Below are 14,155 nucleotides of genomic sequence, written 5' to 3'. Positions count from 1 at the left end.
TCATGAAAGAGCTACCGAAAGCGGGTTGAAGGTATGATGAATATGTCCCGGAAAAATATGATGGCATATCCATCGATGACGACTTTGTTGAAGTGTTTGCCAACATGCTCCTTGAAGTTGATATGTACTGGCATACAATCGACATAACTGGAAAAGGACTCGCATACTGTGGAATAACTCTTATTCCTCCAGCTTCGTTAGGTTCGGTAATTGATGTGATTGATGGTTTTGATCAGCTTAGAGAACTTCGAGAATTATTGAAGCAGGCTCAGCAACAAAATTTGTATGTGATTCATTTTGGGATATAAAATATGAGCGGTGATATAAGTTGTGAGTCGTTTCTAAGTTTTTTGACTAGCAAATAGAGAATGCAATTAAAAGTTAAATAGGTTATAATTAAGAAGACTGGCTTTTATCAAATTAGCCAGAATAAAAGTAAAAAAAAAATTAAAAAAACGCTCACTATCCATTTTATTGTGTTTGCTGTCCCAAAAAATATCCGCACCACCAGGTGAGGAATTTATGCTTGCAAAAAACATGATTGGGTAATGAAAACGTGTACAACGTAATTATTAAGCAAAAGGATAAGTAAAATGAATAATAATTCAAAAGAAAGGAATTTTGAAATATGAATACTATTTTTGAGATGCTTAAGCCAAGAGAAAATGTTTTTTCGGATACTGCAAGGGAGGATGTCCTTAATTTATCCGATTTTGCAGAAGGTAATATAGATGCAAATAAATTTTTCGGGGAAAACTTCAAGACACAGGGAATGACCGTACTATTTGATACGGCTTTTTCTAGATTCAAAGGAGAATCTGATACTGGAGTTATAAAGTTGACACAAGCCATGGGTGGTGGTAAGACTCATAGTATGTTAGCCTTAGCTTTGCTTGCTAAAAATACTGAAATTAGAGAAAAGATACTTGGGAAAAATTTTTCTGACATAGGGGAAATTAAAGTAGTTGCATTTTCGGGAAGAGAAAACGCAGATTTCGGTATTTGGGGTAGTATCGCAGAACAACTAGGTAAAAAAGAGTTTTTTAAAGATTATTACTCACCTTTAAAAGCACCGGGTGAAAAATCATGGATTGAACTATTAAAAGGCCAAAAAACACTTATTTTGATAGATGAGCTCCCTCCTTATTTGGAAAACGCTAAGTCAATTATGGTCGGCAATTCCGACCTAAGCAAAGTAACTATGGCTGCTTTATCGAATCTTTTTACGGCATTAGGCAAAGAACAACTCGCAAATGTGTGTTTGGTATTCTCAGATTTAAAAGCAGCATATGAGTCTGGCAGTGAATTGTTACAATCAAGTTTTAGGGAATTAGAAGCAGAGGCGAATAGAATTGCAATTGAGGTAACTCCAGTAGCGCTAAACAGCGATGAAATTTATTCTATTCTTAAAAAGCGCCTTTTTGAGGATTCTAGTGGATTTGAATATTCTCAGAATGTTAATGAGGTTGCTATCGCTTATAAAAATAGCGTAGATAAAAGCAAAAAACTTGGGTTTACGAACTATACACCAGAAAGTGTATATAAGGGTATTGTAGATTCTTATCCATTTCATCCTTCTATTAAAGATCTATATGCTCGTTTTAAAGAAAATCAAAATTTCCAACAAACTCGAGGCTTGATCAAATTGATGAGGCAAATAGTCCGTCAGTTTTATGAAAATGGGATGGCGAAAGAGAACTACCTAATAAATGTATTTGATTTTGATTTAAATAATCAAAAAATGCTAAGTCATATTCGACAAATTAAACCATCACTTGAGGAAGCAATTAACCATGATATTGCACAAGATGGTATAGCTATAGCAGAAGTCATTGATATTGAAAGACCAGAAAATAATGGTGTCGCACAAGATATTGCAAAACTACTTTTAGTATCTTCGCTTTCTACAGCAAGTCATGGTTTGCTCGGAATTACGGAATCAGAGATATTTGGATTTTTAAGCGCGCCGAATACTGATATAAACGAAATTAAATCTAGTCTAGAAGAATTAAAAGCGCTCTGCTGGTATATGAAACAAGATAACCGCGGGCGATTGTATTTTCAAAACACAAAAAATATGGTAGCTGAAATGAATACTTTAGTTGATAGCTACACCAATGAAAATGCAAAAAAAGAATTAAAGAAAATTTTAGAACAGAACTTCACACCAAAAATGAAGATTTGTTATGAGATGTTGTATGTTCTTCCAGCGATAGATGAAATAGATCTTGACCAAAACAAGATTTCATTGGTTGTTTTTGAGCCATATCCAGGAAGTGAATTACACCCAGAACTCAAGAAATTTCATGATAGCATATCTATGAAAAATAGAGTAATGTTTCTTTCGGGACAGCGAAATATGATGGAAAAGCTATATGCGAATTCTAAAAAGCTTAAAGCGATTCAACAGATTGTTGATAATATGAAGAACGAAGGAGTTCCTGCTTCAGATCAACAGTATAAAGAAGCCGAAGCGCAGCTAGATAAAGCACTTCAAGCTTTATTTTCAACGATTAGAGAGACTTTTGTAGCACTTTATTATCCTACAAAAAATGGGTTTGAACTTGCGGAATTTAAACTTGAATTTAAAGAGAATAAGTTTAATGGAGAAGAACAAATAATTGCTTGTTTGTCTGATAATGCTAAATATGAACCGTTCTCGAAAGAAGATCAGTTTATAGAAAATTTACGCAAAAAATGCGAAGCACGCCTCTTTACAATTAAGGAACTACCATACTCTCAGATTAAAGAACGTGCAGCAACTACAACTGCTTGGCAGTGGTATCATCCGGATCAGTTAGAAAGTCTAAAGTCGGATTGTCTAAAGAAAGATAAGTGGAGAGAAGTAAATGGTTATCTTGTGAAAGGACCATTTGAAAAAGATCCCACTTCTGTCTTTGTGGAACAGACTAGTTATGATGAGAAAACTTACGAGTTTACATTAAAAGTAAAAGGAATCGGTGGGAAGGTATTCTATGATATTGGTAGTGATCCTACATCTGCATCAAAAGAAGTTGTGGATCAGATATTAATTACAAATGAGCCTTCAATTCGTTTTGTTTGTATTGATTCAACGGGTGAAAGAAAAACAGGAGAAATTTTCGAATTTACAGGTAGCGTTCCAGTTAAATATGGTCAAAGAGCTACACCAAATGGTGAAGTAATGACTCTTGTCACAAATCCAAATTATGAGATTAAATATACTACTGACGGCAGTGAACCAAAAGAAAATGGCGGTATATATAATGGTGAATTTGTAGTTGCAGAGGATAGCAAATTTGTGCGTGTAGCGGTTTTGTATAAAGGAAATGTGTTAGAAGAAAAGAGTATTCCAGTATCAAAAAGCGGAACTTCGAATAAAGGTAGAATAGTTGATAAAACAAAGCCTTTAGCCTATCGTTATAAAAGAAAAAAAGAGATGGGAGATACTGAATCTAGTTACAAAGAACTTGAACTGCTTTCAAAGCTCGATGGGGTGTTGATTAAAGGCGCAACAGCTGAAATATATAAGAAATCAAATAACGATAATTATATTGAGTTTAATACAAGTGTTCCATATTGGGCAGGCGATCTGCAAACGCTTATTGACTTAGTAAGAGAAACAAGCTTCAAAGATGCGGAGGTAATTGTAAACTTTGGATATAAGGAACTAACATTCCTGACAGGAGAGCTGTTTACGCAGTGGACTGATATGAACAAATTAGATATGAATCAGCTTGCAAAGGATGGAGAAATTATACAATGAGTAAACAATACTTTGGTTTCGGCTACGACCCATCAGAAAGCGAAAACCACTTCTATGTTGTAGTGCCCAAAGATGCTATGGCGGAAGTAGAGGTTTATGAACGTTTTCATTGGGACGTAGGGGAACAAAAAATAAATAAAAAGGATGTTCTTAAATTGAGAATATCAAGACACAAGTGGTCTAAGGTGTCAAAGGATGTTGCGGCAGAATTTAATTCGAGATTGAAATTAGAAAAAAAACCAGCTGGAAGATTTGTGGTTGGAGAAATACCTATTGAAAAACTCTTAGGAAAAGAACTTATGGTATTACTTTGGGGGATAGAGAATAATGATCCATCAGGAATACCTACGGCTATTCGTAATTGGAAAGGGCTACAGCCAGAAGAGCGATGGTGGTTATATACCATGACAAATGCAAGCACAGGAAAGATAAATGATAAGCGTGGATGGCGAATGGCATTGAGATATGCTCTTTGTGAAAATCCGGTAGACGAGTCAAATCAAATATCTCTATTTAAAGATTTGATGGGAGGAGAATAAAAATGGACAATACGATGTCTTTTATAGAAAAACAGTTTCCAGTCAGTAAGATAAGTAAAGAGAGTTATAAAGAGAGAAAAGCAGGCGCTAGTCAGACTCTTACTGGGCTTGGAAAATGGTGGGGGCGTAAGCCGTTGATTCTTGTTAGAGCTTGTATCTTAGGGTGCCTTATGCCTTGCAGCGATAATCCAAAGGCCGATATGGATATGTTTTTAAAAATATTATCTATGGATAATGATGGACTGTTAGATAGAAAGCAAAAACCTTTTTCTGTAAAAGAACTCTATGAAATTGCTCAAAACAACAAACATTTCAGGCAATACCTAAGTGAGTGGTTTGAAATTGATGGCAACAAAATCAAAATAAGTGCATGTCAAGATAAGGATGATATTGAAACAAGACTTTTTAAAACGCTTGGATATGATGAAAAGTTAAAATACTGTGTGAGACCAGAACAATTAACTTCATTAAGAAATGATAGTTGGAATGCTATCAATCATCATTTAGGAACCAGTGCACATTCTCTACAACAGTTAGTAGAGCAGCTTTCAATGAAAAGATATGGTCATTTAATAACAGTTGGCGATTGCTTTTCTGGTGGAGGCAGCATTCCTTTTGAAGCTGCCCGTATGGGTGCAAAAGCTTATGGAAGTGATTTAAATCCCGTTGCAGGACTTCTAACTTGGTCTAACATTAATATTCTTGGGGCAAAAGAAGATGAATTAGATGAAATTAAGAAGTTTCAAAAATTGGTATTTGACGCAGCAGATAAGGAAATTACTGAACTGGGTATAGAGCATAACGAAAAAGGTGAAAGGGCAGTCAGCTATTTATATTGTGTCGAAGCAAATTGTCCAGAGTGTGGAGTCAAAGTGCCTCTGGCACCTTCCTGGGTAATAGGCAAAGGTACAAAAACGGTTGCTATTTTGAATAAAAACGGAGCAGGCTATGACATCAATGTTAAAATGAGCGCATCTGCAGAAGAAATTGAAATAGCAGCCAATGGTACGGCAACAAGCAAAGGGTTAGTGTGTCCAAGCTGTGGAAAAACTACACCAATATCAATTTTGCGTGGTGACAGAAATGATGAAAACGGTAAAACTGTTTATGGTTTGCGACAGTGGGATAAGTACGATTTTGATTTTAGAGATAATGATGTTTATAGCGAGCGTTTGTATGCTATAAAATATGAAACAACTGAAGGGAAACGCTACTATAGAGCCCCAACCGAGAGAGATTTGGCCAATGAAGAAAAGATAAAGAAAATTGTTGCTCAAAATTTTGTGAGCTGGCAAGAACAAGGTCTCATTCCAAGCATGGCGATAGAAAGTGGTTTTAACACAGATCAGGTTATACGCGAGCGAGGTTGGACTCATTGGAGTCATTTGTTTAATGCAAGGCAATTACTTGTTAATAATTTGTTTGTTGGCAATGCACTTCTTGCAGAAAATAAAAAAATGTTACCAATGTTTATTGTAGCATTAAATAAATGTGTAGATTTCAACTCGACATTGTGCAGGTGGGATCCGTCAAGAGAAGATGGAGGAAAGCAAACGTTTTATAATCAGTCTTTCAATACGATGATGAATTATGTTTGTCGGAGTTCTCACTCGGTTAGGGGTCAATGGTGTTTTGAAATTAATCAACATAAGTTTAAAAATAATACAATAATAAAATTAATTGATGCACGAGATATTAATAATATCTGTGACTTTTGGATTACGGATCCACCTTACGCTGATGCTGTAAATTATCATGAATTGTCAGAGTTTTTCTTAGCATGGGATAAACGCCTTTTACAAGAAGCTTTTCCAGAATGGTATACTGATTCAAAACGTATTCTTGCTGTTCGAGGAGATGAGCATTTTGCTCAAACTATGATTGAAATATATACTAACCTTACGAATAATATGTCTGATGATGGAATGCAAGTTGTTATGTTTACTCATAGCGATCCAGCTGTTTGGGCACAGCTTGCATTGATTATGTGGAAATCTGGACTTCGTGTTACTGCAGCTTGGAATATTGCTACAGAAACTGATGCTGCTGGATTAAAAGATGGGAATTATGTAAAAGGGACTGTGCTGCTTGTTCTGCGAAAGCAAACAGGCGAAGATATGGCTTTTTTAGATGAAATAAATTCAGATATTCGTGCTGAAGTGAGAAGTCAAATTGCAAGTATGTTGGAGCTTGAGAATAAAGAGGAACCGAATTTTTCAGACCCTGACTTTGTGCTTGCTGCCTATGCAGCATCATTAAAAGTGTTAACCTCATATAAAACAATTGAAGATCTCGATCTGGATTATGAACTAAATCTTGCGATAAATAACCCTACACAAAGTAGTGTTGTTAAAATTATTGAATCTGCTAAAAAAATTGCTTACGACTGCGTAATCCCGCTTGATTTTGAAAGCCATTTATGGAAAGACCTTTCAAATGCTGAAAAATTCTATATTAAGGGTCTTGAAAGTGAAAAGCATGGTAATTATCAAATCGGTACTTATCAAGAGTTTGCACGTGGTTTTAATATCGGAGGATATGGCCAGTTAATGGCAAGCGAAAAAGCCAATACCGCTCGACTTAAAACGCCGACTGAAATGGCAGGAAGAACAATAAATGATATTCCTGATTTTGAAAAATCACTTCTACGAACAATTTTTATGGCCATATATACAGGGATAAAGGAAGATGAAAATCCAACTAAAGCGCTTGGATTTATTAAAAATGAGCTTTCAAATTATTGGGATAAGCGAGATATGATTAAACAGTTATTAAGCTTTATAAAAGATGCCAAAGATATAGATAACATGACTGAGCATTGGAATGAAAGTTGTAATATGGCGGATTTGCTTTACTCTCTCGTTGTAAATGATAATATTTAATTAAAGGAGTTCTAAGATGAACCGTTATTCTTCTAGAAGACAAAAATTGGATCAACAGTTTTTAATAGAGAAACTTAAAAATGCGGTATTTTATGATAGAATAGCGGGATATTTTTGTTCATCTATTCTTGAAGTTGCGGGTGAGAGCATTGAAAATGTAGAAGGAACAGTTCGGGTTATTTGTAACTCGGGTCTTTCTCCAGAAGATGTAGCTGTTGCAAACTATGCACAAAAAATGAAACAAGAGTGGTGTGAGTTTGCACCAGAGGAAAAATATACTTCTCCTGAAAGCTCTAAACGACTTTCACGTCTGTATAAGTTGCTTATTAGTGGTAAATTACAAGTACGTGTCATACCAGACAAAATATATGGGTTAATGCACGGTAAAGCCGGAGTTATTACGTATAAAGATGGGACTAAAACATCTTTTATAGGAAGTATTAATGAAACAAAAAGTGCATTTACCCTAAACTACGAAATGCTCTGGGAAGATACATCACAAGAATCAATTGATTGGGTTCAAGAGGAATTTGATTATTTTTGGACTAGTCAATACGCGGTCAACCTTTGTGATTTTGTAATAGAAGATATAGATAGAATATCAAAAAGAACTGTTATAGGACTGAAGGATTGGCGGGAAAATTCAGATGAAATACTCCCTTCGGCTGCTGTAGAAGAGCCAGTATATCGCAAGGAGTTCGGCCTTTGGGAACATCAGAAATATTTTGTTGAGCTAGCCTTCAAAGAGCACAAAAATGATGGTGGGGCAAGATTTCTCCTTGCTGATCAAGTTGGCTTAGGTAAAACTTTACAACTTGCTATGTCTGCAAAACTGATGGCCCTTTATGGGGATAAACCCGTGCTTATAATTGTCCCTAAAACCCTTGTTTGGCAATGGCAAGATGAGATGAAAACCCTTCTGGATATGCCTAGTGCCGTCTGGACTGGGAGTGGTTGGCAAGATGAAAACGGATATTTTTATCAAGCAGAAAATACAAGATCTATCTTAAAATGTCCACGTAAGGTAGGTATTATCTCTCAAGGACTTGTTTCGCGTAGAACAGAGGCTTCCGAGTTACTCATACAAAAAGATTATGAATGTGTAATTTTAGATGAAGCTCATAGAGCAAGAAGAAGAAATCCAACAAAAGATCCAAATAAGAACAAAGCAGATCCAAACTATTTATTACAATTTCTAAATAAGATTACATTCAAAACAAAAAGTTTACTTTTAGCAACGGCTACACCAGTTCAAATTAACCCGATCGAAGCATTTGATTTAATAAATGTTTTAAGTTTACCTACAAATAAAATAATGGGTGATATGTATAGTGAGTGGCATAAGAAACCACAGTATATGCTTGATATGGTTTGTGGTAACGAAATGTATCCTGAAAGCGAAATTACCATGTGGGATATTATTCGAAATCCATTACCTACAAGAAGCGTTTCTGCTCAGGATAGAATAAATCGTATAAGAGACCGTTTAGATATTTCAGATGACACCTATGTTTTGCCGGCAGATTATTATTCATCGCTCACACGCTCAAAGAAAGACAGCATTAAAATACTATATACAACTGATGAATTTGTAGCTAATTATAATCCATATATTCGCCATATTATTAGGAGAACTAGAGATTTTTTGGAGAATACAGTCAACCCTAATACAGGTGAAACTTATCTAAAAAAAATAGAAGTTGCTTTATATGGTGAGGGAGATGACGGGGCAATACCACTTGAAGGTTATTTAAGGCAAGCTTATTTAAAGGCTCAAGAATTTTGTTCGTTGCTCTCAACTAGAGTCAAAGCGGGAGGCTTCATGTCTACTCTTATTTTAAAGCGTATCGGCAGCACAATTCTTGCTGGAGATAATACAGCTAAAAAAATGCTGGCTTGGACAGAAGCGGGAAAAGAAATACTACAGGAAGAATTTGATATTATATTTGAAGAAGATGATGATTATGATGAAAATATAAGTGAAGTTAAAAAACTCACTGACGCTGAAATAGAGTGTTTGAGGGAACTCGTGAAAATGCTTTCTATGAATCATGATAATGACCCTAAGTATCTAAAAGTATTAGATATTCTTACAAATGGAGTTGAAGACGAAGATACCCCGTGGAAAGATAGCGGATGCATTATTTTTTCTCAGTATTATGACAGTGCTTATTTTGTTGCACTATCATTATCAAGAGATCTTAAAGATCATACAATTGGTCTTTATGCTGGAGGAGACAAGTCGGGATATTTTATTAATGGAATCCACCATAAAGACACAAAAGACAGTATCAAAGCAAAAGTTAAAAATCATGAAATTAAAACACTGGTAGGAACAGATGCAGCAAGTGAGGGTTTAAATTTACAGACACTTAGCACATTGATAAACCTTGACTTACCTTGGAATCCGACTAGACTTGAACAACGAAAAGGTCGTATTCAGAGAATTGGTCAAGCTGCAGCTGAAGTAAAAATTTTTAACATGAGGTATAAAGGCTCAGTTGAAGATAAAGTTCATACAGTACTATCAACAAGACTTAAAAGCATCAAAGATATGTTTGGTCAAATTCCAGATACGCTTGAAGACGTCTGGATTGAGGTTGCATTAAATAATATTGAAGAAGCAAAAGAAAGAATTGATAGGATCCCAGAAAGAAATCCATTCACTATGAAGTATGAAACAAAGATGCCAGTTACAGAGGATTGGGCTGCGTGTACTTTTGTGTTAGATAATAATGAAAAACTTAAGCAGCTATTGGCAGGATGGATGTAGATCAAGAATAGAGTATGGTTGATTTATAGGGATTAGAAATAACTTTTAGTAAATTACTCATACTTCGCACATCAAAAAGTGCCTATGAACCTTGAAAATTCAATAGTATTTGACAAATAAAAAGCATGAAAGCCCCGTTTTTGGTATAATTGAGTTATCAGAAACAATAAATCAAAACCGAAGATTCATGCTATGAAAACAATAACACAAAAATGCGAAATTGATAATACTGTTTATTCAAGAATATCCAGTTTTTTAAGATTTTCTCTTGTATTCTTCAGTAGAAGCATGTATATGGAGATGACGTCCGAAAAGCGTTTAAATAGCTTCGCTAAGGATGCTGTATACCGATTTGTAAAATCGGTATACATAAACTGGCTCCGCTTTACGACAATGTTTTCGTAAATGATTGTAAGAACAACTATCGAGAAGCTCACTGATGAAGACCGCATAAATATTTTTATCGTTGATGACACTATGTTTGAAAGAAATAAGTCCAAGAATGTTGAATTTCTTTCAAAAGTATTTTATCATGCAAATTCAAAATACAAAAAAGGTTTCCGCCTTCTCACTCTTGGCTGGTCTGACGGCAATTGTAAATGTAGTCAAAGACGAAGTCTCGATTACGGCAAAAATTGTATTCGTAAGTAACCGAAACAAGAAGAAAAACTATCTTGCAATAATTTCTACAAACATAACCTTGGATAAAAATGAAATCATCAAAATATATGGTAAAATATTGGAAATAGAAGTCTTTTTCAAGGTATACAAATTATATCTAAAACTGGCTAAGGAATGCCGATCTTTGTCTTATGATGCAATGACAGCTAAATCTGATAGCGGATGAGATGGCTGACATAAATTGGATGCAGGCATTTCAAATGCTTATGGATGCATTTTTATCAACTTTAGCAGATAAGCTTTCGCCTACATTTGGTCAGCTGGAGAAATTTATGGATTCCTTCTTTGAGGCACTTCCTTCATCAACCAAAAAGTGTCCTGGTTTGTATATCTAAGATAGTTGATTTCTGTCAAATATTAATTTTCAAGGTTAATAAATAATGTTAATGTGCGAAGTATGAGTTAATAACATGATACAGAGTATATTTATCGGTTTGTTTAAAACTTTGATTAGTATTAAGTGGTGTTCTTATTCAATATATATCGTTGAAGGAGACTATATTATGACTGAAGCTGAAAGAATAAAATCAATTCGAAAAAATGGTGGTGGGCATCTGCAATACTTTAAGAAAGAGAATATCACCTATGCTATGTGTATGGTTGCAGTAGAAAGTGATGGCATCGCATTATACTCCGTGCCAGACGAATACCGAACAGAAGAAATCTATAAAGCTGCCTGTGAATCAACAGGTAGTATGTTATATAAAGTGCCTGATAAGTATCTTAAAAAGGATATATGCACGTTAGCTGTAGCCTCGGATGGATTAGCACTTCAGTATGTACCAGATAAGCTTAAGACACATAAATTATGTTTGGTGGCAGCACTACAAAATCCTGAATCATTTAAATATATACCCGTTGAATATATCACACCGGATTTTTGCTTAAAGGTTTTACAAAAGAAGGGGTATAGCTCAATTAGTTATTTACCAGATTCTTTGAAAAAAACGGATTACTATATTGAACTCGTAAGCAAAGATCCTAAGTTCTTATGGCATATACCTAAGAAAAATAGGACAGTAAGACTCTGTCAGATTGCTATTAAGAAGATGGGATTTTCCACATCATCTGAGGCCGTTAAAAAAGATGGAGAAATTTTTTGCTTACTTCATACTTCGTTTTATGATCATGATACGTGCTGGGAATTTATAAATTCAGCATACTTTCAAGATGCTGTGAAAGATTTCGCTAAACATAGTTTTAATATATCTTTCGGTGAAGGGAATCCATTATTATGGAGTGTTGGTAATCATAACGTTCCTTTAGACAAACTTCTTCAGTCGGAAGACATATGTAAAATTGCTGTCGAATCACATCGTCTAATGCTCAAATTTATTCCTGAAGAACGGATAACAATGGATATATGTAAAGCTTCAGTGACAGCAGATGGATTCTCATTCCAGTATATACCAGAGAAGTTTCGCACAAGAGAGTTCTGCGAGTTTGCATTTGATTGCTATCCGTGGAACTTGGAGCATATCCCAAATAAGTACAAGACCGAAGATATGTGCTTAAGAGCGGTCAAAGAAAGTGGCTATCTTCTTGAAAGAATTCCAGACTCAATGAAAACAAAAGAAATGTGCAGAATAGCAGTAAACGATGTTGGATGGAAAATTGAATATGTGCCTTTGCATCTTATGGATAAGGATATGTGTCTTGCAGCAATTAAGCAGCCAAAGTTTGGTATGAGTCTCAGCAAAATACCAGAAGATTACAGGGACCACGATGTCTGCCTAATTGCAGTAAAAAAAGACGGCGAAGATTTAAGATATGTTCCAGAATCACTACTTACATATGAGTTGTGTCTCGAGGCTGTACTAGAATCACGGTCTGCTGTAAAGTATGTTCCTCGTAGTTTATTTACCGAGGAATTAGCGATGGCCGTTATAAGAGATTCTTCGAATTTATTCGATGAAATACCTAAAGAGATTCTAACAGAGGAAATCTGTCTTCATGCTTTGAAGTATGTTTATAGGTCTGGGGGCACTGTAATAGATCGTATCCCAAAAAATCTTATTACACAGGAAATGTGTAATCTATCAATTACTGTTTCTGCTTTTTCTGTTAGGGATATACCCGAAGAATTTGTTACAGAAGAAATCCTTTTATATGTAGCATATGAATCTCCATATTCGCTTGGTTATAATTTCCCTGAGAGGCTAAGAACAAGAGCATTCATTCAAGAATTAATTGACACTTGTCCAAACGGAGATTATTATATCAAAAATTATGGTATAGACCCAATTGATTAAATAAAGCGCCGGTAGATACATTCGAATAAAAAGGAGTAATCTCAGATTTGTCATGTTTGGCAACTAAGGCATCCTACTATATGGGGGAATATTTATATTTTTCACACAATATATTGTACGAATCATTCCCTTGAGACACAATATACAGTAGTTGTATTTCCTTATGAAGAAAAGTGTAACAATATATGAAAGAAATCAATATCAAGGGTTTGAGGCGGCTTGATACCATAGTATCTGAGTAGTTTGGAGATGCGGATAAGGGATGAGTATGGTGAATAAACATTTTATTTTAACTAAGATGTGAACTTTGAAGGTATATAATGTAAGATAAAGTAAGAAGGCAGAAAGCTAATACTGGAGACAAAACGGTAAGTGTAGATTGCTCTACTTGTGAGTTTAATTTTGGTAACGTCTGTGCTGGTCATGGTACCCGCACTTATAATGGTGAGGATACTTACGGAATTGCAATGGATGAGGCAAGTAAAATGTTTCAACAGAGATGTTATGATTATGGCATTCCATTGGATGCTTTTATTGAGCAGTAGAAGCAAAGTGGTAGATATTCCAAAAAGCGATTTTGAGATATTTAATTACATCATGCACCATACCCTCCTGCCTCGACTAGCTATTTTTAAAATGCTGATCGGAATTAAAAAAAAAGAGATGCTCTTAATTTCCAAGACATTCTTGACATAGTGACTCAAAAGATTTAGTACGATTGAATGATGCAAAAGCCGCAAATATTACTTCCTATGAAATTTATAAAATGGACAGCAAGGGTGAAAAAGAATTTGCCGAAAAACTTGAAGAAAACGACAATGTTATCTTGTTCACCAAGCTTAAAAAAGGTGGTTTTGTAATCGACACCCCTTATGGACACTACTCTCCCGACTGGGCTGTTGTTTGCAGAAATGATGGGCTTGAATCAGGTGCAGTAGGCATTTACTTTATCGTAGAAACAAAAGCAGGAAAGCTCGAAAAAAATTTAACTGATGTTGAAGTAAAAAAAATTCGTTGCGGAGAATTGCACTTTAAAGCTGTATCAGAACTGGTTAAATTCAATTGGGTTAATAGCTATGAAGATTTTAAAACAAAGTTCGGTGTAAAAGAAAGTATGTAAAAAAAATATGATTGCTTGTTCGTGCTTCATTGATAGAAAGAATATAAAAATTAGATTTCAATAGAGCACGAGAGATGTTTCAGTAGTACTACTTAAAGGGGATTATAAAGAAAGTATTCAAAGCTCACTGTATGATCGCAAATAGCGAGCATAAAGTGAGGTT

The 14,155-nt window shown here is 35.1% G+C and carries 8 protein-coding genes; all 8 read left to right on the top strand.

Annotated elements, in window-relative coordinates; all coding sequences use genetic code 11:
• Window positions 1-104 precede the first annotated feature (104 nt).
• Entirely contained in the window at window positions 105-308 is a 204-nt protein-coding gene (locus tag AC4PGZ_RS07030) for a hypothetical protein (RefSeq protein WP_492157925.1), read from the top strand.
• Window positions 309-628: 320 nt separating this feature from the next.
• Window positions 629-3,745 (top strand): DUF499 family protein, encoded by a 3,117-nt coding sequence (locus tag AC4PGZ_RS07025; protein ID WP_492157924.1) that lies wholly within the window; start codon window positions 629-631, stop codon window positions 3,743-3,745.
• Window positions 3,742-4,284 (top strand): DUF3780 domain-containing protein, encoded by a 543-nt coding sequence (locus tag AC4PGZ_RS07020; protein ID WP_492157923.1) that lies wholly within the window; start codon window positions 3,742-3,744, stop codon window positions 4,282-4,284. Before AC4PGZ_RS07025 ends, AC4PGZ_RS07020 begins: the two co-directional genes overlap by 4 nt.
• A gap of 2 nt (window positions 4,285-4,286) precedes the next feature.
• On the top strand, window positions 4,287-7,166 hold the full coding sequence (locus AC4PGZ_RS07015; protein WP_492157922.1) for an anti-phage-associated DUF1156 domain-containing protein: 2,880 nt from the start codon (window positions 4,287-4,289) through the stop codon (window positions 7,164-7,166).
• 16 nt (window positions 7,167-7,182) lie between these two features.
• A complete protein-coding gene (locus AC4PGZ_RS07010) occupies window positions 7,183-9,939 on the top strand; it encodes a phospholipase D-like domain-containing anti-phage protein (RefSeq protein WP_492157921.1) in 2,757 nt (918 codons plus the stop codon).
• Between the two features lie 405 nt (window positions 9,940-10,344).
• Window positions 10,345-10,590 (top strand): transposase, encoded by a 246-nt coding sequence (locus AC4PGZ_RS07005; RefSeq protein ID WP_492157920.1) that lies wholly within the window; start codon window positions 10,345-10,347, stop codon window positions 10,588-10,590.
• A 533-nt stretch (window positions 10,591-11,123) separates the two neighbouring features.
• Entirely contained in the window at window positions 11,124-12,872 is a 1,749-nt protein-coding gene (locus AC4PGZ_RS07000; protein WP_492157919.1) for a DUF4116 domain-containing protein, read from the top strand.
• A gap of 718 nt (window positions 12,873-13,590) precedes the next feature.
• A complete protein-coding gene (locus AC4PGZ_RS06995) occupies window positions 13,591-13,992 on the top strand; it encodes a restriction endonuclease (RefSeq protein WP_492157918.1) in 402 nt (133 codons plus the stop codon).
• Window positions 13,993-14,155 lie beyond the last annotated feature (163 nt).

The sequence above is a fragment of the Proteocatella sp. QWL-06 genome (assembly GCF_058684135.1).
Note: the sequence above shows the minus strand (reverse complement) of the source record. Positions and strands in the feature narration are given on the sequence as shown.

What these genes read in the sequence shown, in the direction of transcription:
- AC4PGZ_RS07000 (WP_492157919.1), top strand. Translation starts at nt 11,124, where the DNA reads ATGACTGAAGCTGAAAGAATAAAATCAATTCGAAAAAATGGTGGTGGG.
- AC4PGZ_RS07015 (WP_492157922.1), top strand. Translation starts at nt 4,287, where the DNA reads ATGGACAATACGATGTCTTTTATAGAAAAACAGTTTCCAGTCAGTAAG.
- AC4PGZ_RS07025 (WP_492157924.1), top strand. Translation starts at nt 629, where the DNA reads ATGAATACTATTTTTGAGATGCTTAAGCCAAGAGAAAATGTTTTTTCG.
- AC4PGZ_RS07010 (WP_492157921.1), top strand. Translation starts at nt 7,183, where the DNA reads ATGAACCGTTATTCTTCTAGAAGACAAAAATTGGATCAACAGTTTTTA.
- AC4PGZ_RS07030 (WP_492157925.1), top strand. Translation starts at nt 105, where the DNA reads ATGCTCCTTGAAGTTGATATGTACTGGCATACAATCGACATAACTGGA.
- AC4PGZ_RS07005 (WP_492157920.1), top strand. Translation starts at nt 10,345, where the DNA reads ATGATTGTAAGAACAACTATCGAGAAGCTCACTGATGAAGACCGCATA.
- AC4PGZ_RS07020 (WP_492157923.1), top strand. Translation starts at nt 3,742, where the DNA reads ATGAGTAAACAATACTTTGGTTTCGGCTACGACCCATCAGAAAGCGAA.